General features: G+C 72.4%; 24 protein-coding genes. 6 read left to right on the forward strand and 18 right to left on the reverse strand.

Translation table 11 applies throughout. From position 1 onward, the window contains the following. Window positions 1–5: 5 nt before the first annotated feature. The 3 genes from ligD to ABZ192_RS37260 are packed head-to-tail and all read right to left on the reverse strand — an operon-like array spanning window position 6 to window position 2,539. Window positions 6–1,037 carry a non-homologous end-joining DNA ligase gene (gene ligD, locus ABZ192_RS37250; RefSeq protein ID WP_356928889.1) on the reverse strand — a complete coding sequence of 344 codons (1,032 nt, stop codon included), beginning with the start codon at window positions 1,035–1,037 and terminating at the stop codon, window positions 6–8. 5 nt (window positions 1,038–1,042) lie between these two features. Then, the gene (locus ABZ192_RS37255) at window positions 1,043–1,654 is read right to left on the reverse strand and encodes a DNA polymerase ligase N-terminal domain-containing protein (protein ID WP_356928890.1); all 612 of its coding nucleotides are present in this window, start codon (window positions 1,652–1,654) and stop codon (window positions 1,043–1,045) included. A gap of 54 nt (window positions 1,655–1,708) precedes the next feature. Then, entirely contained in the window at window positions 1,709–2,539 is an 831-nt protein-coding gene (locus tag ABZ192_RS37260; RefSeq protein ID WP_356928891.1) for an aldo/keto reductase, read from the reverse strand. A 124-nt stretch (window positions 2,540–2,663) separates the two neighbouring features. On the opposite strand from ABZ192_RS37260, the gene ABZ192_RS37265 reads away from it, so the two are divergent. After that, the gene (locus ABZ192_RS37265) at window positions 2,664–3,728 is read left to right on the forward strand and encodes a LacI family DNA-binding transcriptional regulator (RefSeq protein WP_356928892.1); all 1,065 of its coding nucleotides are present in this window, start codon (window positions 2,664–2,666) and stop codon (window positions 3,726–3,728) included. Here ABZ192_RS37265 and ABZ192_RS37270 read toward each other — a convergent pair. The 4 genes from ABZ192_RS37270 to ABZ192_RS37285 are packed head-to-tail and all read right to left on the reverse strand — an operon-like array spanning window position 3,691 to window position 8,295. Next, window positions 3,691–5,067, reverse strand: a complete 1,377-nt coding sequence (locus ABZ192_RS37270) for a glycoside hydrolase family 32 protein (protein ID WP_356928893.1) — start codon at window positions 5,065–5,067, stop codon at window positions 3,691–3,693. The genes ABZ192_RS37265 and ABZ192_RS37270 overlap by 38 nt on opposite strands. After that, window positions 5,064–5,918 (reverse strand): carbohydrate ABC transporter permease, encoded by an 855-nt coding sequence (locus tag ABZ192_RS37275; RefSeq protein ID WP_356928894.1) that lies wholly within the window; start codon window positions 5,916–5,918, stop codon window positions 5,064–5,066. Before ABZ192_RS37275 ends, ABZ192_RS37270 begins: the two co-directional genes overlap by 4 nt. 14 nt (window positions 5,919–5,932) lie before the next feature. Next, entirely contained in the window at window positions 5,933–6,889 is a 957-nt protein-coding gene (locus tag ABZ192_RS37280; RefSeq protein WP_356928895.1) for a sugar ABC transporter permease, read from the reverse strand. Continuing rightward, complete coding sequence (locus ABZ192_RS37285; protein ID WP_356928896.1) at window positions 6,886–8,295, reverse strand: extracellular solute-binding protein; 1,410 nt, start codon at window positions 8,293–8,295, stop codon at window positions 6,886–6,888. The genes ABZ192_RS37280 and ABZ192_RS37285 overlap by 4 nt, the downstream gene beginning before the upstream one ends. A 159-nt stretch (window positions 8,296–8,454) precedes the next feature. On the opposite strand from ABZ192_RS37285, the gene ABZ192_RS37290 reads away from it, so the two are divergent. The 3 genes from ABZ192_RS37290 to ABZ192_RS37300 all read left to right on the forward strand — a co-directional run bounded on the left by ABZ192_RS37290 (window position 8,455) and on the right by ABZ192_RS37300 (window position 11,745). Continuing rightward, complete coding sequence (locus ABZ192_RS37290) at window positions 8,455–9,999, forward strand: glycoside hydrolase family 32 protein (protein ID WP_356928897.1); 1,545 nt, start codon at window positions 8,455–8,457, stop codon at window positions 9,997–9,999. A 128-nt stretch (window positions 10,000–10,127) separates the two neighbouring features. Beyond that, the gene (locus ABZ192_RS37295; RefSeq protein ID WP_356928898.1) at window positions 10,128–11,102 is read left to right on the forward strand and encodes a TauD/TfdA family dioxygenase; all 975 of its coding nucleotides are present in this window, start codon (window positions 10,128–10,130) and stop codon (window positions 11,100–11,102) included. A gap of 79 nt (window positions 11,103–11,181) precedes the next feature. Further along, window positions 11,182–11,745: a dihydrofolate reductase family protein gene (locus tag ABZ192_RS37300; RefSeq protein ID WP_356928899.1), complete on the forward strand. Its 564-nt coding sequence runs from the start codon at window positions 11,182–11,184 to the stop codon at window positions 11,743–11,745. On the opposite strand, the gene ABZ192_RS37305 is transcribed toward ABZ192_RS37300, so the two are convergent. From ABZ192_RS37305 to ABZ192_RS37325, 5 genes are all read right to left on the reverse strand, one after another. After that, a complete protein-coding gene (locus tag ABZ192_RS37305; protein WP_356928900.1) occupies window positions 11,742–12,770 on the reverse strand; it encodes an LLM class flavin-dependent oxidoreductase in 1,029 nt (342 codons plus the stop codon). The two genes, ABZ192_RS37300 and ABZ192_RS37305, sit on opposite strands and share 4 nt — an antisense overlap. Before the next feature lie 89 nt (window positions 12,771–12,859). Further along, window positions 12,860–14,365, reverse strand: coding sequence for a metallophosphoesterase (locus ABZ192_RS37310; RefSeq protein WP_356928901.1), 1,506 nt, complete (start codon window positions 14,363–14,365; stop codon window positions 12,860–12,862). Window positions 14,366–14,411: 46 nt separating this feature from the next. Further along, a complete protein-coding gene (locus tag ABZ192_RS37315; RefSeq protein WP_356928902.1) occupies window positions 14,412–15,254 on the reverse strand; it encodes an MHYT domain-containing protein in 843 nt (280 codons plus the stop codon). Window positions 15,255–15,385: 131 nt separating this feature from the next. Next, entirely contained in the window at window positions 15,386–16,141 is a 756-nt protein-coding gene (locus ABZ192_RS37320) for a dienelactone hydrolase family protein (protein ID WP_356928903.1), read from the reverse strand. 145 nt (window positions 16,142–16,286) lie between these two features. After that, window positions 16,287–16,907, reverse strand: a complete 621-nt coding sequence (locus ABZ192_RS37325) for an L-threonylcarbamoyladenylate synthase (protein ID WP_356928904.1) — start codon at window positions 16,905–16,907, stop codon at window positions 16,287–16,289. Window positions 16,908–17,080: 173 nt separating this feature from the next. Here ABZ192_RS37325 and ABZ192_RS37330 point away from each other — a divergent pair, with 173 nt between their 5' ends. Continuing rightward, on the forward strand, window positions 17,081–18,574 hold the full coding sequence (locus ABZ192_RS37330) for a helix-turn-helix domain-containing protein (protein WP_356928928.1): 1,494 nt from the start codon (window positions 17,081–17,083) through the stop codon (window positions 18,572–18,574). A 233-nt stretch (window positions 18,575–18,807) separates the two neighbouring features. On the opposite strand, the gene ABZ192_RS37335 is transcribed toward ABZ192_RS37330, so the two are convergent. The 6 genes from ABZ192_RS37335 to ABZ192_RS37360 are packed head-to-tail and all read right to left on the reverse strand — an operon-like array spanning window position 18,808 to window position 24,240. Next, a complete protein-coding gene (locus ABZ192_RS37335; RefSeq protein WP_356928905.1) occupies window positions 18,808–20,034 on the reverse strand; it encodes a cytochrome P450 in 1,227 nt (408 codons plus the stop codon). After that, window positions 20,031–21,269, reverse strand: a complete 1,239-nt coding sequence (locus ABZ192_RS37340; RefSeq protein WP_356928906.1) for a cytochrome P450 — start codon at window positions 21,267–21,269, stop codon at window positions 20,031–20,033. Before ABZ192_RS37340 ends, ABZ192_RS37335 begins: the two co-directional genes overlap by 4 nt. Next, on the reverse strand, window positions 21,266–21,889 hold the full coding sequence (locus ABZ192_RS37345) for an ATP/GTP-binding protein (RefSeq protein WP_356928907.1): 624 nt from the start codon (window positions 21,887–21,889) through the stop codon (window positions 21,266–21,268). The genes ABZ192_RS37340 and ABZ192_RS37345 overlap by 4 nt, the downstream gene beginning before the upstream one ends. Then, complete coding sequence (locus ABZ192_RS37350) at window positions 21,861–22,223, reverse strand: DUF742 domain-containing protein (protein WP_356928908.1); 363 nt, start codon at window positions 22,221–22,223, stop codon at window positions 21,861–21,863. Before ABZ192_RS37350 ends, ABZ192_RS37345 begins: the two co-directional genes overlap by 29 nt. Next, window positions 22,220–22,642 (reverse strand): roadblock/LC7 domain-containing protein, encoded by a 423-nt coding sequence (locus tag ABZ192_RS37355; protein ID WP_356928909.1) that lies wholly within the window; start codon window positions 22,640–22,642, stop codon window positions 22,220–22,222. The genes ABZ192_RS37350 and ABZ192_RS37355 overlap by 4 nt, the downstream gene beginning before the upstream one ends. Further along, the gene (locus ABZ192_RS37360; RefSeq protein WP_356928910.1) at window positions 22,639–24,240 is read right to left on the reverse strand and encodes an ATP-binding protein; all 1,602 of its coding nucleotides are present in this window, start codon (window positions 24,238–24,240) and stop codon (window positions 22,639–22,641) included. Before ABZ192_RS37360 ends, ABZ192_RS37355 begins: the two co-directional genes overlap by 4 nt. Before the next feature lie 342 nt (window positions 24,241–24,582). Between ABZ192_RS37360 and ABZ192_RS37365 the strand changes: the two genes are divergently transcribed. Then, window positions 24,583–24,819 (forward strand): hypothetical protein, encoded by a 237-nt coding sequence (locus tag ABZ192_RS37365; RefSeq protein ID WP_020276938.1) that lies wholly within the window; start codon window positions 24,583–24,585, stop codon window positions 24,817–24,819. The last annotated feature ends 20 nt before the right edge of the window (window positions 24,820–24,839 follow it).

Raw genomic sequence — 24,839 nt, forward strand, 5'->3', positions numbered from 1 at the left:
CCCGCTCACGCGGCCGCGTGCCCCGACGGGCGTTCCCGCACCACGTCCCGTGGCTTCTTGTCGTCCCGCAGCCCCAGGTACCGCGGGTGGCGCAGCATGCCGTCACGGGTCCACTCGGCGAATGCGATCTGGGCCACCAGCTCCGGGCGCACCCACCGCGCGCCCGCCTCCCGCACCGGCCCGTCGAACGGCGAGCCGGACTCCCACAGCCCGTCGAGCCGCTCGCGCAGGTCGAGCAGCGTGCGCCGGCCGAAACCGGTGCCGACCTTGCCCGCGTACCGCAGCCGCCCGCCCTCGTAGTGGCCGAGGAGCAGCGCGCCGAGCCCCACCCGGCTCCCGGCGGGTTCGGTGAAACCGCCGATGACGAACTCCTGCCCCTGGGAGCACTTCAGCTTCAGCCAGTCCGCCGACCGGCGCGGCTCGTAGACACCGTCGGCACGCTTGGCGATCAGTCCTTCCCAGCCCCGGGCACACACGTCCGCCAGCAGCTCGGCACCGCCCGCGTTGCGATGCGGGGTCAGCCGGAGCGGGGAGCGGTACGCCAGCGCCCGCCGCAGAAGCGACTTGCGGGCCCGCAGCGGCAGTTCCCTGGTGTCGGCCCTGTCCAGCCGGAGCAGGTCGAACACGTAGTACGTCACGGCCACCCCGCTCGCCGCCACGTCCTGGGGCCGGGTCAGCCCCATGCGCTGCTGGAGCCGCGCGAAGTCCGTGCGCCCGCCCGAGAACGCGACGATCTCCCCGTCGAGCACGAAGTCGGCACACGACTGCGCCGCGAGCGCCTCCACGATCTCCGGGTAGGTGTCGTTCAGCCGACGGCCCGAACGCGACAGCAGCGTCACCCGTTCCCCGTCCCGGACCGCCAGCACGCGGACGCCGTCCAGCTTCCGCTCGAACACCCACTCCTCGTCCGCGTGCGAGAAGTCGCGCCGGTCGCTCAGGGTGGCGAGCATCGGGCGCGCGGCCAGTTCCGCCCCCGGACGTGCCCGGCCCAGCAGCCGCCGCTGTCCGTCGGGCAGCGCGTCGAGGAGACCGGGCATCGCCGTCACTCCCCGGCCGCGTCCGAGGCGACCTGGGCGAGGGTCCGCCCGGACATGGCCGAACGCGCCCGGCGCGGATCGGGAGCCCCGTGCGTACGGGCGCCTGAGGCCCGCTTCACCAGCAACCAGGCCTCCTCCCCGTCACCACTGCCGTCGCCGCGGAACCGGGTCAGGGCGTACTCGCCGCGCAGTTTCGCCCCGCTCAGCCGGAACGTGGCGTGCCCGCGCTCCAGTGACTTCGCGAAGTCGACGGGCCGCCCCCTGCGGTCGTGGCTCAGCGGCTCGTACGTGCCGTGGTCCCAGACGATCACCGTGCCGCCGCCGTACTCGCCGCGCGGGATCACGCCCTCGAACTCCTCGTACTCCAGCGGATGGTCCTCCGTGGGCACGGCCAGCCGCTTGTCCTTCGGGTCGGCCGAGGGGCCCTTGGGGATCGACCAGGACTTCAGGACGTCGTCCACCTGCAACCGGAAGTCGAAGTGCATGGTGCTCGCGTCGTGGATCTGCACCACGAACCTGGGGCGGTCCCCGGCGGACTCCCCGCTGCCCCGGGGCTCCGCGGTCCGGCCGAAGTCGCGCTTGCCGCGGTAGTCCCGCAGCCGGTCCCGCTCAGCCACCTGCGGCTCCTTCCTGCCTCGCGGGCAGAGCTCCTCGCGGGCCCCGGGTACCCGTCAGAACTCCTCGTGCACCTCGGGGTCCCCGCCGACCCGTCGCTGCGTCCGGTCGGCGACGGCGGTCATCTCGTCCTCGCTCAGCTCGAAGCCGAACACGTCGAGATTCTCGCGCTGGCGCTCGGGGTTCGCCGACTTCGGGATGGGCACCGCGCCCAGCTGCGTGTGCCAGCGCAGTACGACCTGCCCGGGCGCCACCCCGTGCGCCTCGGCGATCCGCGCCACGGCGGGGTCCTGAAGCAGGGACGTGCCCCGGCCCAGCGGGCTCCAGCTCTCGGTGAGGACGCCCTTGCCCGCGTGGAAGGCGCGCAGGTCCTCCTGCGGCAGGAACGGGTGCAGCTCGATCTGGTTGACGGACGGCAGCACCCCGGTCTCCTTCTCCAGCCGCTCGATGTGCCCGGCCGTGAAGTTCGAGACGCCGATCGACCGGACGAGCCCGTCCTCGCGCAGCTTGATCATGGCCTTCCAGGAGTCGACGTACCGGTCCACCCGCGGCAGCGGCCAGTGGATCAGGTACAGGTCGACGTACTCCAGGCCCAGACGGGCCCGGGACTCCTCGAAGGAGGCGAGCGTCTCCTCGTAGCCGTGGTGCCGGCCCGGGAGCTTCGTCGTCACGACGATCTCCTCGCGCGGCACCACGCCGGAGGCCACGGCCCGGCCGACCCCGGTCTCGTTGCGGTAGTTCGTCGCCGTGTCGATCAGGCGGTAGCCCGCTTCCAGGGCCGAGAGCACCGCCTGCTGCGCCTCGTCGTCGCCGAGCGGCCAGGTTCCGAGGCCCAGGGCGGGGAGCGTCGTACCGTCGTTGAGCGTGTGCGTCGGGATGCTGATCACCGTCGGACCTTCCCGTTGACGTGTGTGGTCTGCCTGTCTCGTCTGGCTGTGTCGTCCCTCCAGCGTCACGGATAGGGTGAGCAATGATCAACCGGACGGGTGGGGGATGAGGACGGCGGACGGCATGGGCAGGGCCGAGGAGAAGCCGGCGGCACGAGCGGGACGTCCCACCTCGCGGGACGTCGCCCGGCTCGCCGGCGTGTCGCACACCGCGGTGTCCTTCGTGTTCAACGGCCGCGCCGAGGGCAACCTCTCGCCTGCCACCCAGGAGCGCATCCGGCAGGCCGCGATCCAGCTCGGCTACCGGCCCGACCCCGTCGCCCGCGGCCTGCGCCGCAGCCGTACGGCCGTGATCGGCCTGGTCACCGACGAGATCGCCTCCTCACCGTTCGCCGGGAGGCTGCTGCGCGGCGCCATGGACACCGCCTGGGCCGGCCAGCACCTGGTCCTCACCGTCGACTCCGGCGGCGACCCGGCCAAGGAGGACGCCGCGGTCGCCGAACTCCTCGACCGGCGCGTCGACGGCATCATCTACGCGGCCATGTCCCTGCGCCGCGTCCGCGTCCCCGAGGGCCTGCACCGCACCCACTCCGTGCTGGCCAACTGCCTGCCGGAGGACGGTTCGCTGCCCGCCGTCATCCCCGCCGAGCGCGCCGGCGGCCGTACGGCGGCCCGGCTGCTGCTGGAGCAGGGGCACCGGCGGGTCGCGGTCGTCGGCGGGCACGACGACATCGCCTCGGCGGAGCGGCTGCGCGGCTTCCGCGACGCGCTGCGCGCCGAGGGCATCACCGTGCCCAGGGACTGGGTCGTCCGGACCGGAGGGGAGATCTCCGGCGGCTACGAGGGTGCCGTCCGCCTCCTCGACGGCGCCCCGCCCGACCTCCGGCCCACCGGGATCTTCACCTACAACGACCGGGTCGCGGCGGGCGTCCTGCACGCCGCGACCCGGCTCGGGATCCCCGTACCCGGCGACCTGTCGGTGGTGGGCTACGACGACCAGGAGCACATGGCCGCGTACCTCACGCCGCCCCTCACCACCGTCGCGCTGCCCCACCGGGAGATGGGCGAGGCCGCCGCCCGGCTCCTGCTGGACTCCATCGTCACCGGCCGGACCCCGCCCGCCACCGTGCGGCGTCTGGCCTGCCCGGTGATCAGCCGTGCGTCGGTGGGACCAGCTCCCATCCGATGACGGTCGCGCCGGACGGCACCGTCAACTCCCTTGTGTCGTCGGGCCGGTGGTAGACGCGCTCGGTGACGGTGGCCCGGTCCCCGACGAACAGCTCGTACAGCGAGCCGTCGACGAGAACGCGTACCGTGAGCTCCTCGTCGGGCGGCACGGGGACGACGACCGGTGCCCCGGCCTCCGCGCGGGGCCAGTCGCCACGGTCCAGGGTCACGGTGCCCTCGACCGGGTCAAGCCGGACCGTCAGCTCGCCGCCCGAGGCCGAGCGCAGCAGACTCACGGTGGTGCGATCGCGGGCGCTCACCGTCAGGTCGTAGGCGGCCGGCAGCGCAGCCCGGCCCGGGGCGGTGACGAACGGCTCGGCGGCACGCAGCCGATGCAGTTCCGGGGCCGGGGTCACCCGCAGCGCCCCGTCCGGGTGGACGTCGACGACCCGGGGCGCGGTCAGCACGCCGGCCCAGCCGGTCTCGCCCTGCTCGCGGGCCTCCCACGACCAGCCCCACATCAAGGCCCGGTCCGGCTCCTGGAGCACGGCGGGCGCGTAGAAGTCGCGGCCGTGGTCGAGCAGGCCGCCCGCCCGGGCGGTAAAGCGCAGGTCCGCATCCAGACGCCCCCTCAGATAGCCGGTGGTCCACGGGTCGCCGTCCCACAGGGACACGACCAGCACCCACTCGCCGCCCCGCGTCGCGAACAGCTGCGGGCACTCCCAGCCGGTCGCCCGGTCGTCGAACACCGCCGCGGCGGCCGGGTCCCGGCCGTCCAGGAGCACACCCGCGAAGCGCCAGCCGGTCAGGTCGTCACAGTCGTAGAGCAGGACCGACGGCGTACCGTCGGCGTGCCCCGCGCCGACCAGCGCCCACCGCCGGCCGCCGTGCCGGAAGACGAACGGGTCGCGGAACATCACCACGTCCAGACCCTCGGGCGGGCCCGTCACCACCGGCGTGGGCAGGGGAGTCCAGTCGGTCAGCGCGGGGTCGTCCGGATCCGCCGCCCGGGCCAGGCAGATCGTGCCGAGCCCGCTGTGGTCACGGTCGACCCCGGTGTAGACGGCCGTCGGCACGCCCCCGTCGTCGACCACGCACCCGGACCAGCAGCCCGCCTCGTCCGGGCCGCCCGGGGTCGGGGTGAGGGCGATCGGATGGTGCTCCCAGCGGGCGAGGTCGGGGCTGGAGGCGTGGCCCCAGTGGACGTTGGCGTGCACGGGGGCGTCGGGGTTGTGCTGGTAGAAGAGGTGGTAGCGGCCGCGCCAGCGGAACGGGCCGTTGGGGTCGTTCATCCAGTTGGCGGGCGGGCGGACCCGGAAGCGCGGGGCGTGGGGGTCGTGCGGGGGAGCGGCGAGGCTCAACGGTTGACTCCTGCGGACGTGATGCCCTCACGCAGAGGGCGCTGGCCGACGACGAACACGGCGACGGCGGGAATCATGGAGAGGACGACACCGGCGAGCACCACGGAGACGGAGCCGGTGCCGAGGTTGCCCTGGAGGGAGACCAGACCCAGCGGCAACGTGTAGTTCTGGCCGGACGTTTCGAGGATCAGCGGCCGGAAGAACTCGTTCCAGTGGTAGTTGAAGGCCAGGACGCCGACGATCGCGAGGCCGGGCGCGGCCAGCGGGGCGTACACCGACCGGAACGTCCGCCAGGGGCCGGCACCGTCGAGCATCGCCGCCTCGCCCAGATCCTTGGGCATGCCCAGGAAGTACTGCCGCATCAGGAACGTGCCGAACGCCGTCGGGAACGCCGGGATGATGAGCCCGAGCAGCGTGTCGGTCAGGCTCATCGACTTCAGGACCAGGAACACCGGCACGATCGTGACCTGCAAGGGCACCATCATCGTCGCCAGGACCAGGGCGAACAGCGGCTTCGTGAAACGGAACTCCAGGCGGGCGAAGGCGTATCCGGCCAGCCCCGCCGTGATCATCTGGCCGACCGCGATCAGACCCGTGACCAGCGTGGAGTTCAGGGCGAGCAGCCACACGTCGATCTGGCCGAACACCCCCCGGTACGCCTCGGTCGACGGGTCGGACGGGATGAGCTGCGGCGGCAGGTCGAACGCCTCGGCGGGTGTGCGCAGCGAGGTGGACACGGTCCACACCACCGGCCCGAGCGTGAGCAGGGCGCACACCGTCAGGCCGGCGATCCGCGCCCACGGCGCCAGCCCGTGGCGCGCACGGCTGTAGGACAGGGTTGCTTGGCTCAAGGGACTCACCCGGCTCACTGGTAGTGGACGAAACGCCGGCTGAGCCGGAACTGGAGGGCCGTGACCGCCATGATCAGCACGAACAGCAGCACACCCACCGCGGACGCCTCACCGAAGCGGAGCTGCTCGAACGCGGTCTCGTAGATCACCATCACGACCGTGCGGGTCGAGTCGCCGGGACCGCCGTTGGTCAGGACGTACGGCTGCTCGAAGACCTGGAGCGCGTTGATGATGCCGACCACCGAGGCGACCAGCAGCGTCGGCGACAGCAGCGGCAGCGTGACGGAGAGGTGCTTGCGCAGACCGGTCGCGCCGTCCAGGGCGGCGGCCTCGTGGATCTCCTTCGGGATGTTGTTCAGACCGCCGACGAACAGCAGGAACGAGAAGCCGAACTGCTGCCAGACGTACACCAGGACGACCGTCGCCATGGCCGCGTTCTCCGACGTCAGCCACGGCACCGGCGCGATCCCGACGAAGCCGAGCAGCCAGTTGATCACCCCGAAGTCCTGGTTGAACAGGTACTTCATCACCACCGAGATCGACGCGGCGGACAGCACCAGCGGGAAGAAGAACGCCGAGCGGAACACCGACCGCAGCCACACGGGCATCCGCCCGGTCAGCGTCAGGGCGAGCGCCAGCGCCACGAGCAGTTGCAGCGCCACCGCGAGCACCATGAAGACGAGGGTGTTGCGGAAGGACACCAGCACGGTCTCGTCACCGAACACCGCGCCGTAGTTGGCGCCGCCGGCGAAGCGCGGCGGGTCGATCACGTTCCAGTGGAAGAGGCTCAGCACCACCGAGCCGACGATGGGGACGACCGTGAAGACGACGATGCCGACGATCGTCGGGGCCAGGAACAGCGTGGCCAGCAGCCGGGTGCCGCGGTCCCGGGCCGAGGGACGCGGTGCCTTCTTGGCGGGCGGGGCCTTCGGCCGTTCGGCTCGGGCGGGCGGTATCCGGGTGTCCGTCATGCGTCACGCTCCATGGCCTTCTCCAGGTCGCCCTGCAACCGGCGCAGCGCGGGACGCACCGAGCGCGAGGAGGCCAGGGCCGTTCCGGTGTGCTTGAGCAGCAGCTGCTCGACCTCGGCGACCTGCGGCGGCGCCGGGATCGGTCCCGTGTCGGGGAACCGGTCGAGGGTGTCGTAGAAGACCTGCCAGTGCGCCGGGCCGGTCTCCGCGTAGCGGCCGGCGGTCAGCATCGAACGGCGGGCCGGGGTGGTCTGGTTCGTGGTGAACAGCTGGGTCAGGGTGTCCTTGCGGGCCGCGTACTTGATGAACTCCCAGGCCTCTTCCTGCCTCTTGGAGGTGCGCAGCAGCGCGTAACCCGCCGCGCCGTACTGCATGCGCTGGGTGCGCCAGCGCGGGAAGTACTGCACGTCGAACCCGTCCCGCTCCATCCCCGCCAGGTGCAGGCCGCCGGCCCAGAAGCCGCCCGCCGGGGTGACACCGACCCGGCCGGTGGAGAACACGCCGATGAGGTTCTGGCCGTTGCCGCCCTCGGGGCGGGTGCACAGGCCGTCCCGCACGAGGGAGGCGAGATAGTCGTAGACCTCCTCCACCCGGTCGTGGGTGGCCTGCGGCGTCGTCCACCGGAAGCCGCCCCCGCGGCCCGCGCGTTGGCCGGCCGGGTAGAAGGAGTCCCAGAGCCACTCGCCGCCGGGCGCCTTGGACTCCGCGAGCAGATTGGTGCCGTTCGCGAACAGCCAGGGCACCACACCGCCCCACAGCCGGTTGGTCCAGAAGTAGGGCGTGAAGCGGGCGCCGCTCGCCTGCTTCATGTCCCGCAGCAGCGTCGTGAAGTCGTCGCGGGTCCAGTCGGCCGGCGGGTACTGCGCCCCGGCCCGCCGCAACACCTGGCGGTTGAGGTACATGTCGGCGGCGTTGAACTCCACCGGCAGCTGGTAGAGGCTGCCCTCGTACATCATCGACTCGACCAGCGACGGATGGACGTCGGCGAAGTACTCCTTCAGCTCGGCCGCGTCCCGCTTCACCCACTTGTCCAGGGCCACGCCGAGCCGCTGCGCGAACAGCTGCACGCCCTCGGTGGCCACATACACCAGGTCCGGTGCGGTGCCCGCGGCCACCTGCGTGAGGATCTTCGCGAAGAAGTCCGACCAGTCCACGGCCTGCACCGCGTTGATCTGGAGCTTGATGTCGGGGTGCAGCTCGCGGAAGCCCTCGCGGAGCGTGCGGATGGCCTCCGGCCCGTAGGCGGGGCCGAGTGTGGCGACGACGAGGGAACCGTCGTCACGTCCGGGGATGTCGGCTCCGGCGAGCCGCTCCCAGCTCGCGGCGGTGCCGCCCAGGGCGGCGGCACCCGCGCCGTAGGCGCCGTACCGCAACAGCCTGCGGCGGGTGAGGTGCGAGTCGGTCATCGTGGGGCCTAACTCGTGTTAGTTGAGGACTGATGCCCCAGATGATGTGAGCGCCGCCCAGACGTGTCAAGACCGCGCGACCGCTTGACCTTTAACGAGTTAGGTCCCACAGTCCTGATGCACATGAGCCACCCTTTCCGACGAGAGGAACCAGGTGTGATGCGCGGGATCACGAGGAGAGCCCTGTTCGCCGGGTCGGCCGTGGGCACGGCCGGCGCGTTGCTGCCCGCGGCGGCGGGCACGGCCGTGGCCAGGCCACGCAACGGCTGCGCGAGCTACCGCGCGGCCTACCACTTCACCGTCCCCGAGCAGTGGAAGAACGACCCGCAGCGCCCGGTCTGGATCGACGGCGCGTATCACTACTACTACCTGCACAACGCCGACTACCTGTCCGGCGCGATCGGCACCGCCTGGCGGCTGGCCACCAGCACCGACCTGGTCTCCTTCACCGACCGGGGGATCGCCGTGCCCAAGGACACCACCCCCAACGGCGACGTCTGGTCGGGCTCCGCGGTGGTCGACACGGAGAACACGGCGGGCTTCGGGGCGGGGGCGGTCGTCGTCCTGGCCACCATGTCGCCGCACGACGGCCCGAGCGACCAGGCGCAGTACCTGTACTACTCCACAGACGGCGGCCGGACGTTCACCCCGCACGGCACCGACCCGGTGCTGCCCAACCCGGGCGTGCGCGACTTCCGCGACCCGAAGGTGATCCACGACGAGGAACGCGGCCGGTGGGTGATGACCCTCGCCGAGAACGACAAGGTGGGCTTCTACCACTCCGCCGACCTCAAGTCCTGGACGTACGTGGGCGGCTTCGTCAAGAGCGGCATCGGCGTACTGGAGTGCCCGGACCTGTTCCGGATCCGCGCCGCGGACGGCACGGCCACGTGGGTGCTCGGGGTGAGCGCCAACGGCAAGGGAGCCGGGCTGCCCAACACGTACGCGTACTGGACGGGCTCCTTCGACGGCAGCGCCTTCACGGCCGACGCCGACGAGCCGCAGTGGCTCGACCACGGCTGGGACTGGTACGGGGCCGTCACCTTCGAGAAGCGGACGGCGGACGGCGCCCTCGACGAGCGGACGCGTTACGCGATCGGCTGGCTGAACAACTGGGACTACGCCCACATCACGCCCACCATCGACAGCGACGGCTTCAACGGCACCGACTCGATCGTCCGCGAGATCACGCTGAAGCGCGCGGCCGACGGCACGTACCACCTGGCGTCCCGGCCGGTCGCCGCGCTCGACCGGTACGTCTCCCGCACGGTGCGGCTCGGCGACCTGGAGGTCGAGGGCACCCGCGTCCTCGAGTACCGGGGCACCGCCTACGAACTGACCTGCGAGATCACCTGGGACCAGCTCACGGGCGCGGGCGTGCAACTACGACGCTCCCCGGACGGCGTCCGGCACATCGACGCCGGCGTCCACCGCGACTACGCCTACCTCAACCGCCGCCCCTCCGTGTCACCCGACCTGTCGGGCCGATGGCAGGAGAGCCGGAGCCCCTTCGACCCGGCCCGGCGCACGGTGAGTCTGCGCATCCTGGTCGACCGCACCTCCGTGGAGCTGTTCCTCGACGACGGCCGGTACGCGCACGCGTCGGCGGTCTTCCCGTACCTGGTCGACACCGGACTCGCGTTGTTCACGGTCGACGGGAAGGCGGTGTTCCGGAACACCGTGATCCGGGAGTTCGAGGTGTGAGGGGCGCGGGCGCTGGTGCGGTGTCGCCCTGGGCGGGGATCGCTGTCACGATCTTCCGGAAGGCACGACCTTCCGGTAGGCACGACCTTCCGGTAGGCACGACCACGCCCACGACCAGCGGAGTGCGCATGACGACGGACAGCCCCATGACGGACGAGGCGGTGCGGGACGCCGGGGTGGAGGTGAGGCCGGTCGCCGGTCACATCGGCGCCGAGATCGGCGGGGTCGACCTGGCCGCCGACCTCGACGACACCGAGGTCGCCGCGATCAGGGCGGCGGTGCTGCGATGGAAGGTGGTGTTCTTCCGGGGGCAGCGGCTGGACCACGCCGGGCACGTGGCGTTCGCGCGCCGGTTCGGGGAACCGGTCGTGCTGCCGCGGCGCGGCACGGCATCGCCCCCGGACTTCCCCGAGATCGAGACGACCGCCGACCGGCTGGAGCTGGGCGGGCGGTTCGGCATGGAGCACGACGAGTGGCTCCGGCGCCGCCGCCACACCCTGCTGCGCGGCTGGCACTGCGACCACGGCGCCCGCGTCGACCCGCCCGCCGCGACGATCCTGCGCGCCGAGACCGTGCCGCCCTACGGCGGCGACACCACCTGGTCGAACCTCGCGGCGGCCTACGCCGGACTCTCCGCGCCGCTGCGGGAGTTCGTCGACGGCCTGCGGGCCGAGCACCGGCTCGGCGTCGGCTACCAGCCCCGGCCCGGTGACGACGCCTACGTCCGCCACCTGCTGGACCGCCAGGTCGCCTCGCTGCACCCCTTGGTGCGCGTCCACCCGGAGACGGGCGAGCGGATCCTCTACGTCAACGGCTACTACGTCGAGCAGATCGCAGGCCTCTCGCGGCCCGAGAGCGCCGCGATCCTGGAGATGCTGCTGGAGCAGGCGGTCCGGCCCGAGTACACGGTCCGGTTCCGCTGGGAGCCGGGCAGCGTGGCGTTCTGGGACAATCGCGCCACGATGCACCTGGCTCCCGGCGACACCGCGCACCTCGACCACCCGCGGATCATGCACCGGGTGATGCTCGCCGGGGACGTGCCCGTCGGGGTGGACGGCAGGGCGGCGGAGCCGATCACGGGGACGGCCCCCGGCCGCTGGTGACACGAACCGATCCGTGAGTCGCGATGAGTTTCGCGATGTCCCCGGGTCGTACTGTCGAACCCCTTACTCAGGAGGACCGATGCACAGCGTGACGTATTCGATGAACGTCTCACTGGACGGTTACATCGTCGGGCCGGACGGCGGCTTCGACTGGTCGGAGCCCGACCCGGAGGTCTTCCGCTTCTGGATCGACGAGATCCGGGACGTCGGCGTCCACCTGATGGGACGACGGCTGTACGAGACGATGCTGTACTGGGAGACCGCCGGCCAGGATCCCTCGCTCGGCGACGCGGAGCGCGAATGGACCGCGCTGTGGAATCCGCTCCCGAAGGTGGTGTTCTCCACCACGCTGTCGGCGGTGCAGGGCCATGCCCGTCTGGCCTCCGGCGGCCTGGGGGAGGAGATCGAGCGGCTGCGGGCCGAGCCGGGGGAGGGCGACATCGCGATCGGCGGCGCGACTCTCGCCACCCAGGCGGCCGACCTGGGCCTGATCGACGAGTACCGGGCCGTGGTCTACCCGGTGCTGGTCGGCGGTGGTATTCCGTTCTTTTCCCGGAGCGAGCGCCGGGTGGATCTCGAACTCGTCGAGACCCGCACCTTCAACTCGGGCGTCGTCTACCTCCGCCACCGCGTGGTCCGCTAAACGCCCGGTCGCCACCCCAGTGCCGGGCCGAGCTTCGTCGCCGTGTCGGTGAGGATCTGGACGTAGTCCTCGTGCTCGAAGGTGAACGGGAGCGCGAAGGCGACCTCGTCCACCTCGCGGAACGCCGCGTGCGCGTGCAGCCGCTCGGAGATCTCCTGCGAGGTCCCCACCAGGTCCGGCGCGAACAGCAGCCGCGCCGGGCCCTGCGGTGTCGCCGTACGGGGCATGCGCTCGGCGGCGTACTTCTCGTAGCGGGCGCGCTGCTCGGGCGAGGCGGAGTCGGTGGGGATGACGACGAGGCCCTGCGAGACGCGGGCGGCCTCGCCGTCGGGGTGGGCGGCGCGGAACGCCCGGATGTGGGAGAGCTGGATCTCCGCGAAGTCGTGGGGCCCGTCGGGGTCTTCGGCCTTCACGACGCTGCTGGTGAGGAAGTTCGTGCCGTGCTCGCCGGCCCACCGGGCCGACCGCAGGCTGCCGCCGCCGTACCACAGGCGGCGGCCCAGGCCTGGGGAATGCGGCTGCACCCGGTCGGAGAAGGTCTCGAACCCTTCCGTCCCGCTGAAGTCCGTCGCCGGCTCGCCCCGCACGAAGTCCAGCAGCCGCTCCACCCGCCCGTAGCCAAAGTCCTCGGCGTCGGCCGTGTCCGGGTACAGCGCGCCCTTGACCTGGCCGAAGTGCATCGGCGGACCCACACTGACGCCCGGGTTGAGCCGGCCCCCGGACAGCAGGTCGACGGTGGCCAGGTCCTCGGCGAGGCGCAGCGGGTTCTCCCAGCCGAGCGGGATGACCGCCGTGCCGAGTTCGATGCGGCGGGTGCGCTGCGAGGCCGCGGACAGCACGGCGACGGGGGAGGAGATGCCGTACTGGAGATGGCGGTGGCGCACCCACGCGCTGTCGAAGGCGAGCCGCTCGCCCAGTTCGATGATCTCCAGCGTGGACTCGTGGCCGCGCCGGGGATCGGCCTCGTCGAACAGCCCGATGGTCAGGAAGCCCAGCTTGCGCAGCGGTCGTGAGGTCGGTGGCACGAGCCCTCCATCGTTGAACCTTCAAGGGTCTATGGCGGTGCCAACCTGGCAGCGGCCGGCGCTGTTCCCGCCGCACCGGATCCCGCGCGTCAGCGCAGCGGGATCGTCACCTCGTCCTCGACAGGCGGGGCGAGTTCCTGGGCGCGGTTTCCGGTCGCCGCGAAGCAGCGCAGCCGGACCGACTCCGGGGAGACGTCCAGGCGCAGGAAGCACTTGAAGAACGGCGGGCTGTACGTCGCCGAACTCGGCGAGAACAGCGACGTGTAGATCTTGCGCACGGGCAGCCGGAACCGCCTGGCCCGGTCGGGCCTGCGGCCGGTGCCGAGCAGCCCGGCGACCAGCCGGACGCGCCGGGTGACACGGGTGTCCGCGCCCGGGACACGCGTCGGCGGGATGCCCAGGCGCTCGGCGATCACCGCCGTCGCCTCCGCCTCGGTGAGGGTGAAGAAGCGGGGCATGCGCAGCCGGCGGCCGTAGAGCCGGCTGTAGAAGGCGAGGGAGTCGCCGCGCAGCGGGTAGCAGCGGAAGTCCCGCTCGGTCACGTTCGCGACGTCGACGCGGGGGATGGTGTGGGTGGCGTGCATGAACGCCCCGCCGCCGCCCGCGACCACGTACTGGAGGGTGCGTCCGTCGTCCAGCCGGACCGGGTAGCGCTGGTAGTTGTGGATGTCGCCGCCTATCGCCGCCACATAGTGGTGCCGCGGGTCGCGCACGATGTCGTCGACGGTGCCGCCCCCTTCGATGGCGCACGGCTCGCGCCTGCCGTCCACGTACAGGGGCGACCCGGTGATCAGGATCTTCGGGCGCGGCCCTCGGGAGACCTCACGCAGCCAGGCACCCTGCTCGGCGTCCAAGGTGCCCAGCAGGCCGGTGTCGATGCCGATGATCCGCACCGGTCCCGCGTCGATCGCCCAGTACGGACCCGGCTGGACGGCCTGCTGGGCGGGCGCCGAGCGCAACTTCCGGGCCTCGTCCAGGTGATGACCGTCGTCCGGCCGCGGCCGGTGCCACAACAGGGACCGCAACCAGGCCCGGGTCAGCGGGCGCGGCCGGGGCTCGGGCGGCAGCGGCGGGGCGTCGTCGCAGAAGACGCGCATGAAGCCGCCGAGGTCCTCGTACCAGTCGTGGTTGCCGGGGATCGCGTAGATCGGCGCCTGGTAGTCCTGGTAGGGACGGAAGAACTTGGTGCCGTAGTCGTCCGCGCTGCCCACCGGGTAGATCACGTCACTGGCCAGCACGGCGAAGCGGGTGTCCTGACCGGCCTTCAGAAGGCCCGGCACGACGGCGTACTGGGGGTCGTCGCCCTCGCCGGTGTCGCCGATCACCAGGAACGAGAAGCGGTCCGGGTCGTCGCGCCGGATCACCTTGTCGGCCGGTGCGCCGGCGGCCGCGCGCCGGGCCACCCACCGGCCGCGGGTGCGGCCGGTAGGATCCCCGAGCCAGGAGGCCAGCACGCCGTTGCGGGCGGCCCACAGCATTCTCGGGTCAAGCCAGGAGATCTTCTCGACCTGCCGCGGCATCAACCGCCGGTACGCGCCGCGTTCGCCGGTGCCCCAGCCGGCGCCTTCGGCAGTTTGGCGTGAGGAGTCAGACACCGCTGCACCGTAACAATGATCCAAGAGCCGTCCGCGGGCGGGTCGTTCACCGGCCGCGGGCGTGCGAGTCCGTGTCGTGCCACGACGTGCGCGGGGCGGGAATGGCCGGGGCGGAAGGGGCCGGGCGCGGGGCGGGTTTCCGGTTCCCGGCCCGCTCGCCGTGGACCAGCAGTGGGTCGAACATGATCACGACCCCGGCCAGCAGCAGGAAGACGACCGGCCCCAGCAGCATCGGCAGCAGCAGCGACAGGGGCGAGTCGCCTTCCCAGGTGCCGCCGGCCGTGTCGTGCACATGAACGCTGACGGCGGCCATGCCCGTGTAGTGCATCCCGGACACCGCCACGCCCATCACCAGGCTCGCCCCGAGGCTCGTCAGCAGGCCGCGGATGGTGACGGCCGACCACAGTGCGGCGGTCGCGGCGACGATGGCGATCAGCACGGACAGCACGACGCCGACCGGGTCGTAGCCGATGTCGCCGTGCAGCCGCATGGCCGCCATGCCCAGGTAGTGCATGGCCGCCACCCCCAGTCCGGTGACGACGCCCGCGACCGCCAGGGTGACACGGCCCGGGCCGCGGTAGCCGACGATGAACACGCCGATGCCCACCACGGCGACGGCCACGACGAGACTGAGCACCGTCGTGGCCGCGTCATAACGGACCCGGGTCTCCTCCACGTGGAAGCCGGTCATGGCGATGAAGTGCATCGTCCAGATCCCGCACCCGATGGAGGCGGCGCCTAACGCCAGCCAACCCGGCTTCCAGGACCGCGCGTTCAGCAGCGAGCGCACGATGCACCGCAGCCCCAGCGCCCCTCCCAGACAGGCCATCAGATACGCCGCCACCGGGGTCACCGCACCGTAGCGGAACCCGTCGACCGTGCCTTCCATGAGCAAACTCCCCCCGAGTCATGCCTGATGTTCAGCAAGGTCTACGCGCAGGGATCGAGGGAAAGCAAGCCCTTACCGTCGGTAGGACGGCAACTCCTCGGCAACTCGTTTCGGCCAGGTGCCGATTGAGGTCAGAATGTGCGCTTCAGCAGGTCGAGCAGAGCCGCCCAGTGCCGGGCGTCGGCCTCCTCGTGGTACGACGCGGTGTCGGACTGCGTGAAACCGTGGGGCGCGCCCGTGTACACCTCGCACCGGTGGCGGACGCCCGCCGCGGTCAGGGCCTCCTCCAGACGCTCGATCTGCTCCCGGGGCAGCGAGGGATCCTGGTCGGCGTGGCCGAAGTACAGCTCGGCGGTGACGTTGCCGGCCACCAGGTGCGGGCTGTCCGGCGTGTCCGTCGCCAGCCGCCCGCCGTGGAAGCCGGCCGCGGCCGCGACCCGCTCCGGGTAGGTCCCGGCCGTGAGCAGCGACAGGCGCGCCCCCATGCAGTAGCCGGTCAGTGCGACCGGGCCGTCGGCCACCGCCGGCGACTTGGCCAGCCAGCGCAGATAGGCACCGGCGTCCCGCATGGCCCGTTCGGCCGTCAGGGCCCGCATGACCGGCATGATGCGCTCGAAGATCTCCGGCCGCGCCTCCGGGTCGATGAACTCGGGCAGCTCGAACAGCGGGGCGCGGCCGTGCCGGTAGAACACATTGGGCACGAGCACCGCGTAGCCCTCGCCGGCGAGCCGGTCGGCCATGGACCGCAGCCGCGGACGCAGACCGAAGGCGTCCATGTAGAGCAGGACCCCCGGATGGGCGGCCCCGTCCGCGGGGCGGGCCAGATACGCGTCGGCGGTGCCGTCCTCGGTGGGGATGTCGACGTCGGTTCCCTGTACGGCGGTCATGACTGGGCTGCCTCTCTGCGGGGTCTCGGCCAGGAACCCGTCCGCGTGACCGGGCGGATCACGGGCATCGTGACACGCCGTTTCCCGGGGCATTTCGCCCACCCCCCGCACACGGCACAGCCGTGAACGTCCCGTGGCGTGCCCTTTACTCGAAGCGTGAGGTGTCGCCCGCCCCGTGCCGCACGATCTCGGCCTCCCCGCCGGAGAAGTCGATCACCGTCGTCGGCTCCGTGCCGCAGTCACCGGAGTCGACCACCCCGTCGAGCACGTGGTCGAGCAGGTCCTTGATCTCCCAGCCCTGCGTCATCGGCTCCTCCTCGCCGGGCAGCAGCAGGGTGCTGGACAGCAGCGGCTCACCGAGCTCGGCGAGCAGGGCCTGGGTGACGACGTGGTCGGGGATGCGCACGCCGACCGTCTTCTTCTTGGGGTGCTGCAGCATGCGCGGCACCTCCTTCGTCGCGGGCAGGATGAACGTGTAGCTGCCGGGCGTCGACGCCTTGATCGCACGGAACACGTCGTTGTCGATCCGCACGAACTGGCCGAGCTGCGCGAAGTCCTGGCACACGAGAGTGAAGTGGTGCCGGTCGTCCAGCTTGCGGATCGTACGGATCCGGTCGATGCCGTCACGGCTGCCCAGGCGGCAGCCCAGTGCGTAACAGGAGTCCGTGGGGTAGGCGACAAGAGCGTCGGCACGGATGCTGTCGGCGATCTGGCCGATGGTGCGGGGCTGGGGGTTGTCGGGGTGCACGTCGTAGTACTTCGCCATCCGCCGAGCTTATGCCGCCCCGCGCGGTGCGGCTGCGCAGGGCGGGGTGTCGCCCCGCGGGCGGGCGCCGGGCGGATCCGTCCGGGACGCCCGGGAGGGGAGCGCGGGACATGTGGGGTAACGTCCCCGACCGGTGCGCCGCAGGCGGCGCGAGCGACGAGGGGAAGGCCGAGGTGGCTGGCCGAGAGGACGGGAACCGGCAGCAGCGGACAGCGGCCGGGCCGGGCCCGGCGTGGGCGGAGGAACTGCTCGGCCACCTGCGTCCGGCGGGGCGCGACGTCGGCCGGGTCGTCGGCTGGCTCGCCGGCGCCGTGGGCGGGGACGTGGCCCTCCAGGACGCCGCCGGGAACCTCCTGGCCGGGACCCGGCTCCCCCTGGACGAGGGCCTCGTCACGGACATCACCGCCGGCCGGATCGCCTCCGCCGCCTGGGAGAGCCGCGACCGCCACCAGCGCCTGGTCAGGGTGGAACACCCGTCCCACACCTGCGTCCTGGCCGTCTCCCGCGAGGCCCCCTTCGACCGCCGGGCCGCCGACGTCGTCACACACACCGCCCAGGTGATCGAGCTCCTGCTGACCGCGCGCGAGTCGACCGCGGCCGGACACCGGCTCCGGCGGGCCACCTCCGACCTGCGCCTGGCCATCCTGCAACTGCTGATGGTCGAGGACACCATCGCCGCCCGCCGCGTCGCCGCCGGGCTCTGGCCCGGACTGCTCGACGCCGACACGGCGTGCGTGTACGTCGTCGAGTCCGACGCCGCCGTACGCGACCGGATCGCCGAGGAGTGCCTGGACCGCACCGGGGAGGACGCCCTGGTCGTGCGCTGCCCTGCCATGGACGGCCATGTGATCGTCGTCAGCCCCCGCGACACCACCGGCGAGGCCCTGCGGTCCCTGGTCGGCCGGCACCCGGACATCTTCCTCGGCGGCAGCGTCCGGCAGAGCCTCGCCCGGACCGCCACCGCGTACGGACAGGCCGTCAGCGCCCTCGCCGTCGCCCACTTCCGGCCCGACAAGACGGCGGTCTACGCCGAGCGCACCCACCCCGAACGCCTCATGGACCCCGAGGCGCTGCGCGGCTGGACGGCCCGGGTGCTGCGCCCGCTCGACACCCTGCCGCACCACACCCGCGCGGAACTCCTCGCCACCACACGCCTCGGTCTGGAGTTCACCGCCGTCAACGCGGCCAAGGTCCTCGGCGTCAGCCGCAACACCGTCCGCGCCCGCATGGAACGCGTGGAGACCCTGCTCGGCACGAACTTCGCCGACCTCACGGTCCGGGCCGTCGTCCACCTGGCGCTCAACACCCAGATCGGCCTGCCCGACGTCCACGTCCCCGACGGCACGCGGAACTCCCCGCTCCGGCTCTCCGACCTGCTGTCCGGGCCCGCTGTACGCACCTGGGCCCAGGGCCTGCTGGGCCGGCTGGACGCGGACGCCAGGAACCCGCGCCGGACGCTGCGCGGCTGGATCACCGCAGGCGGCAACGCCGAACGGGCCGCGCAGACCCTGGGCATGCACCCGCAGACCGTGCGCGAGCACGTCCGCAGCGCCGAACCCGTCCTGGAACGCCAACTGCTCGCCGCGGGCACCGACCTGTACGAGGTCGTGCTGGCCCACCTGGCCGTCGGTGACCTCGATCTGCCGGATTTCCGCCGCCACGGCTGACCGGCTGTGCCGCACGGGACAACCGGTTGGCCAGGTCCCGGCGGGACGAAACCGGGCCATCCGGACTCAGCTGTGCACGGGTGAGCCCTGTTGAGCACGCAACGGGCATCGACGCGATTCACAAGGCCTCGGCCAGGGACGTAAGTTCAACGCACCGCGGGGGCTCGACCGGAACGGGGGACCGGTCGCGCTCCCGCGTGCCGTTCTGCGAGGCAGCGGCCCTCCGGGTTGTCTCAGCCGCGCAGCCGCACGGGTATCTCCCGCCACCCGAAGGCGATGAACGACGGCACCTGCCGCAGCTCCTCGTCACCCGCGGCCAGGCTCAGGCCGGGGAACCGGTCGAACAGCGCGGGCAGCGCGGTCAGCGCCTCCAGACGGGCCAGCGGCGCCCCGATACAGCGGTGCACCCCGATCCCGAACGCCAGATGGTCGTCGGCGGTGCGCGTGGCGTCGAAGACGTCGGCGTCCGGCCCGTAGTGCTCGGGGTCGAGCCCCGCGGCGGCATAGGTCGTGATGATGGCGTCACCGGCCGGGACCGTCACCTCGCCGACGGTGAGATCGGTGACGGCGAACCGGAGCGGCAGCGACGCGATCGACGGGTGCGCGCGCAGCGTCTCGTCGACGACGGCGTCCCAGCCGATCTCCCCGGACCGGACGGCCGCCAGCTGCTCGGGGCGGCGCAGCAGGGCCACCACCGCGTTGCCGATGAGATTGACGGTGGTCTCGAATCCGGCGCCGATGACCAACAGCAGCGTGTACAGCAGCTCCTCGTCGCCGAGCCGGCCGCCGTCCTCGTCCCGGACCCGGATCAGCTCGGTGGTCATGTCGTCGCCGGGGTGCGCGGCCTTGTGGGCGATCAGCGCGGGCAGCACCGTGCCGATCTGCCGCTGGACGGACGCCGCGTGCTCGGGGCTCGGGTCGGTGGTGTCCATGATGGCCGCGATCATCCGGCTGGTGTCCTCGCGCAAGGCGTCGGGGACGCCGAACAGTTCGCAGATGATCCGCATCGGCAGGGGACGGGCGATCCCCTCCTTGATGTCCACGACCTCGGCGCCGGCCGCGTCGAGCGCGTCAAGCAGCTCCGCGGTGACGGCCTCCACCCGGGGCCGCATCGCCTCGGTGCGCCGGTGTGTGAAGCTCGGCGCCACCAGCTTGCGCAGCCGCCTGTGGTCCGCACCGTAGGCGGTGAACATGTTGACCACGCCTATCCAGCTCACGATCCAGCCCCAGGACGGGTGCTCGCCGAGCTCGGGCCACAGCCGCCAGTGCAGCCGCGGGTCCTTGCTGACCCGCGGGTCGAGGATGAGTTCCTTGAGCGTGTCGTAGCGCGTGGGCGCCCAGGCGGGGATCCCGCCGGGCAGCTCCACCGGCACGATCGGGCCGAGGGCGCGCAGCCGGGCGCACTCGCCCGCGATGTCCGCGCCGAAGGGGTCGAGAGCGATGCGGTCGGTCACGGTCACGTTCGTCCTCCTGGCTGATCGGGGGAGCGGGGAGTGAAACGGACGGGCAGCGCCGTCAGCGAGCGGTGGAACGGGCCGGGCCGCCAGGTGAGACGCTCGCGGGGCAGCACGGGTTCCAGGTCGGGCAGCCACTGGGTGAGCCGTTCGATCGCCTCGGTGGCGATGAGCAGCGTGTGCTGCTTGACCGGGCAGGCGTGCGGGCCCGCCGACCAGGACAGGTGGGAGGCGTCGCCCGGGTGCCGGTGAGCGCCGCGCTCCTGCTCGGTGGCCTGCGCCAGCGCCCCGTACGAGATCACCACCGGCACCGCGGCCCGGATCCACACGCCGTGGAAGGTGACGGGCGTACGGGCGTAGTGGATGCCGTAGTTGGCGAGCGGCGTCTCGTGGTGCAGCACCTCCAGCACCGCGTCCGTCACCGGGCGGGCGCCGCTCGTGAGCGTCGAGTAGTAGGCCGGGTTGCCGAGGATCCTGGACAGCGCGTTGGACACCAGGTTCGCCGTCGGCTCGTGTCCCGCGCCGAGCGTGAGGAACACCTGCCAGGTGACCTCCTCGGGGGTCAGCCCCGCCGGGTGGTCCAGCAGCCAGCTCGGCAGGTCGTCGCCGCGCCGCTCGGTCTTGGCCGCGATCAGCTCCAGCACGTACCCGGCGTACTCCGCCTCGCCCTCCGCCGCCTGCGCGCCGCCCTCGATCAGCTTGCCGAGCGCGGCGTCGAGCCGGTCGCCGGCGGTGTCCGGCAGGCCGAAGAGGCTGTTGAACACCAGCGCCATCAGCGGCCTGGTGAACTCGCCGACCAGATCGGCCTCGCCCCGCGGCCCGATCCGGCTCACCAGCAGGTGCACCGCCCGGTGCACCCGGTCCCGCAGGTCGTGGGGCTCGACCAGGTCGAAGGCGTCGATCAGCGTGGTGCGGTAGCGGAGGTGGGCGGCACCGTCGGCGAACAGGGTGTTGGGCCGCCACCGCATCATCCCGAGGACGGGGGAGTCGTCGGGGACGGTCGCCTGCCAGGGCCGGGGATCGTGCGAGAACGTCTCCGTGTCGTGCAGCAGGTCCAGCGCCGCCCGCCGGTCCGTGACGACGTACGCCGGCACACCGGGCGCGAGTTCCGCCCAGCCGACCGGGCCCTGGGCGCGCAGGGCGGCGTAGTACGGGCGGGGGTCGCGGGCGAAACCGTCCTCCCACAGGCGGACGGGCGCCGCGCGGGAGAAGGCCTGCTCGGCAGGGGACGGGTGGGTCACCGGTACTCCGCGGGTCGGTCGATCAGGTGCTGGACCAGGGCGAGCAGGGCGTCGATCGAGGAGTTCGCCTCCCGCGCGTCGCAGGTCACCATCGGGGTCGTCGGTTCCAGGTCCAGGGCGGCGCGCAACTGCTCGGGCGTGTGGTGCGGGGGCGCGTCCGGGAAGGTGTTGAAGGCGACCGCGTACGGCAGCCCGCTCTCCTCCACCAGCCCGAGCACGTCGAAGGAGGCGTCGATCCGGCGGGCGTCGACCAGCACGAGCGCGCCGAGCGCCCCGTGGGCGATGTCGTCCCACAACGACCGGAACCGTTCCTGGCCGGGCGTGCCGAACAGATACAGCACGATGCCGCCCGGCAGGCTGATCCGGCCGAAGTCGATGGCGACCGTGGTGGTCGACTTGTCCCGGACCCCGGCGAGATCGTCGACCTGCGCGGACGCCTCGCTGAGCTGCTCCTCCGTGTGCAGCGGGCGGATCTCCGAGACCGAGCCGATCAGGGTGGTCTTGCCCACCCCGAAAGGCCCCGTGACCAGGATCTTCACCAGGTCGCGTGCGGTGTCCGGGAGATGGACGCCGTCGCCGCCGCGGGGGGAGTCAACGGTGCTTGAGGTCGCGGAGGCCATCGGCCACTCTCTTCAGCAGGTCGGGGTCGAAGCGCCGGGCGGGCGGGATCGGCGCGCGGGCCAGCGCCAGGTCACGGTCGATGAGGTCGGCGGCCAGCACCAGCACGGCGGAGACGGGCAGCCGCAACAGGGCCGCGGCCTCCACCACCGTCAGCGACCCGTACTCCAGCTCCTCCAGCAGGGCCGCCTGCGCGGCGGGCAGATCGGCGGGAGCCGGCTCGCCGCTGCCGGTGAGGACCGACAGCCGCTCCAGATGGGCACGGCTGGGCCGGGCCACCCCACCGGTCGACAGATACGCGGGAACCAGGGGACGGCCGCCTCGGCGGCCCGTCATGCCGGCGTGTCGCCGTCGGCACCTCGGGGCCCCGCGGCCATCGCTTTCTCGCCCAGCCGCGCGACCTGGGAGTGCACCCGGTGCGCGAGCAGGTCCAGGCGCACCTCGGGGTCGCCGTACGCGGCCACGCAGGTGCCGTGGTCCGTCGGCACGATGAGCACATAGCCGTGGTCCGACTCGATCACGACCTGACGGATGTCGGCCCGGTCGGTGTCGGCGAACGCCGCCGCCGCGGTTCGGCAGGCGCCCTGCACGGTACTGGTGATGGCGGCGACCCGCTCGGCCGACGGCCGCGACAGCGCGTCGGTGTAGCCGGTCACGAGTCCGTCCCGGGTGAGCAGGACGGCGGCCACGACGTGCGGCACCTCCAGAACCGGTTCGAGCACCCAGGCCGTGTCCCCCGTTGCGCGGCTGGTCATCGAGCCGTTCCCCCTTCGTCGTCGTCGTTCCGGTCTCGGCCGGTGTCGTCGGGCCCGTCGGCCGTGGTCGCGGCCGGGGCACCCTCAGGTACGGCTGGAGGGGCGCCGGTGTTCGGCCGGGCGGCGAAACGTGCGGCCGCCGTGCCGGACTGGAGGGCGCCGAGGGCGGCGGCGGACTCCTCGGGACGCCGCGGGCGGCGCTGCGGTGCGGGCGCGGCGGCCGGGGTGCCCGGCGGCGTGGCCCGGCTGCGGCGACGCCGCTGGGGGAGTCCGCCGTTGTCACGCGGGCCGTGGTGGCCCGGGGCCGGGGCGGCGGACTGGTCCTCCTGGTCCGTGCCGTAGCCGTGATCGTCGGACGGGGTGGAGTCGGCGGCGGTGAGGGTGGGGGTGGACGGCTGTTCGGGCTTCCCGGATGCGGGGGCCGCTGCGCCCGGCTCGTCACTGTGGGACTTCGGCACGACACCGGGGGACGGCGCGACACCGGGGTACGTGGCGGCGGAACCGCCCGCCGTGTCCCGCTCCGCCCTGCGGGTCGAGCGCGGGGCGCTGGCCGCCGGAGGCAGTTCGTCGGGGTCGATGCGGGTCAGCAGGTGGCTGTCGACCCGCAGCACCGCCCGCACGCCGCCGTACGGGGACGGGGAGGACAGGTCCACGCTCAGATCGAACTGCCGGGTCAGCTGCCCGATGGCGGCGAGTCCCATGCGCGGCGGGTCGCCGAGCTCGGTGAGCAGGATCGGCTCCGAACCGGCCACCATCCTCTGGGCGCGGGCCCGTTCGTCCTGCGTCATGCCCAGCCCGGCGTCGTCGACGGTGACGCAGACACCGTGGTGGACGGCCTCCAGGTTGACCACGACGTCGGTGTCGGGCGCGGAGTGCCGCAGCGCGTTGTCGAGGAGTTCGGCGACGATGATGGCGACCGGTTCGACGGCGTGGGACACCAGGGCGGTCCCGGCCTCCAGATGGTTGTGGATCCGGACGCGCTGGTAGCCCGCGAGCCGGGCCTGACCGCCCGTCACCGCGTCCACGAGATGGGACTCCTCCCGGGCCAGCCCCACCCAGGCCCCGCACACCACCGCGGCGATCTGCGCGCGCCGCAGCGACTGCTCGTTCTCGTGGTCCAGCGCGAACAGGGTCTGCGCCAACTCGGGGTCGTCATAGCGCTGTTGCAGACCGCGCAGGGCGTCCTGCAGCCGGTACAGCGCCGCCTGGATCTCCCGTGTGGCCCCGCGCATCCCGGCCTGCGCGGCGGCGTCGATACGGGTGCGCTGCGCGGCGAGTTCGGCGTGCAGCCCCTTCAGCACCTGCTCCAGCGCGAGACCCAGGGGCGAACCGGCGAGCTGCGGACTGAGCGGGCCGGGCACCGCGACGTGCGGATGAGCCGCCTGCCGGGCCGCGGCGGGCACGCGCCGCGCCGCCAGGTGCTCGACCTCGGCTGTGAACGCCCGTGTGGTCCCGTCGAGTTGCGCCCGCAGGGCGGCCGTCTTCGCGCGCTGCGCGGCCAGTTGCCGCCGTGAGCGCAGCAACCCGCCGCCGAGGGCGAACGCGGACAGCGTGCCGACGGCGAGACCGCCGACGACCAGGTCCGGTAATTCGATCATCGAGTCGAGTCCAGGGGGAGTCGGGCAGGGCGGAGTCCGAGGTGCTCTGACGAGCCACCCGCAGCACAGTACACACCGTCATCGACCGGTCTCGCACGGTGGAACGGCACTTCGTTCTGAAACTGACCAGCGTCTGTTCGCTTCTGTGGCAACTGTCGGTATTGCCGTACGGGGGAGGGGAGTTGGTGGTCCGTACGGGTCTGACCACGGGGTCGGCCGCCCGCTCGCCCAGGGTGTGACCGAACGGACACGCAACGTGATGAGGGAGGGCTGTGTGTCCGACCGGAGGACGGGTACCCGTCCGGCGCCTGAAGAGGTCCGCTCCGCAAGAAGGAGGTCCGAATGACCAGCGAGACGGAGACCGGCGGCGTGACCGGTACGCAGGACAAGGACTACAACCTGATCTGGTACGTCGAGGCGTGCCTGAACAACGCCCTGCGCCTGGAGAGCTACATCCAGGACGCGGAGCGTGCCAAGGACACCGAGGTCGCGGATCTGTTCCGCAAGGCCCAGGCGGACAGCCGCAAGGGTGCCGAACTGGGCAAGAACCTCTTGCGCGCACGCCTCAACGGCGGCTGAGGCCCCACCGGGGTCACACG

This window comes from Streptomyces sp. NPDC006235, assembly GCF_040613735.1.
Taxonomy (GTDB): domain Bacteria; phylum Actinomycetota; class Actinomycetes; order Streptomycetales; family Streptomycetaceae; genus Streptomyces.

What these genes read in the sequence shown, in the direction of transcription:
- ABZ192_RS37355 (WP_356928909.1), bottom strand. Translation starts at nt 22,642, where the DNA reads ATGACCAGCCGCGCAACGGGGGACACGGCCTGGGTGCTCGAACCGGTT.
- ABZ192_RS37350 (WP_356928908.1), bottom strand. Translation starts at nt 22,223, where the DNA reads ATGACGGGCCGCCGAGGCGGCCGTCCCCTGGTTCCCGCGTATCTGTCG.
- ABZ192_RS37265 (WP_356928892.1), top strand. Translation starts at nt 2,664, where the DNA reads ATGGGCAGGGCCGAGGAGAAGCCGGCGGCACGAGCGGGACGTCCCACC.
- ligD (WP_356928889.1), bottom strand. Translation starts at nt 1,037, where the DNA reads ATGCCCGGTCTCCTCGACGCGCTGCCCGACGGACAGCGGCGGCTGCTG.
- ABZ192_RS37365 (WP_020276938.1), top strand. Translation starts at nt 24,583, where the DNA reads ATGACCAGCGAGACGGAGACCGGCGGCGTGACCGGTACGCAGGACAAG.
- ABZ192_RS37315 (WP_356928902.1), bottom strand. Translation starts at nt 15,254, where the DNA reads ATGGAAGGCACGGTCGACGGGTTCCGCTACGGTGCGGTGACCCCGGTG.
- ABZ192_RS37325 (WP_356928904.1), bottom strand. Translation starts at nt 16,907, where the DNA reads ATGGCGAAGTACTACGACGTGCACCCCGACAACCCCCAGCCCCGCACC.
- ABZ192_RS37280 (WP_356928895.1), bottom strand. Translation starts at nt 6,889, where the DNA reads ATGACGGACACCCGGATACCGCCCGCCCGAGCCGAACGGCCGAAGGCC.
- ABZ192_RS37320 (WP_356928903.1), bottom strand. Translation starts at nt 16,141, where the DNA reads ATGACCGCCGTACAGGGAACCGACGTCGACATCCCCACCGAGGACGGC.
- ABZ192_RS37285 (WP_356928896.1), bottom strand. Translation starts at nt 8,295, where the DNA reads ATGACCGACTCGCACCTCACCCGCCGCAGGCTGTTGCGGTACGGCGCC.
- ABZ192_RS37295 (WP_356928898.1), top strand. Translation starts at nt 10,128, where the DNA reads ATGACGACGGACAGCCCCATGACGGACGAGGCGGTGCGGGACGCCGGG.
- ABZ192_RS37360 (WP_356928910.1), bottom strand. Translation starts at nt 24,240, where the DNA reads ATGATCGAATTACCGGACCTGGTCGTCGGCGGTCTCGCCGTCGGCACG.
- ABZ192_RS37345 (WP_356928907.1), bottom strand. Translation starts at nt 21,889, where the DNA reads ATGGCCTCCGCGACCTCAAGCACCGTTGACTCCCCCCGCGGCGGCGAC.
- ABZ192_RS37290 (WP_356928897.1), top strand. Translation starts at nt 8,455, where the DNA reads ATGCGCGGGATCACGAGGAGAGCCCTGTTCGCCGGGTCGGCCGTGGGC.
- ABZ192_RS37300 (WP_356928899.1), top strand. Translation starts at nt 11,182, where the DNA reads ATGCACAGCGTGACGTATTCGATGAACGTCTCACTGGACGGTTACATC.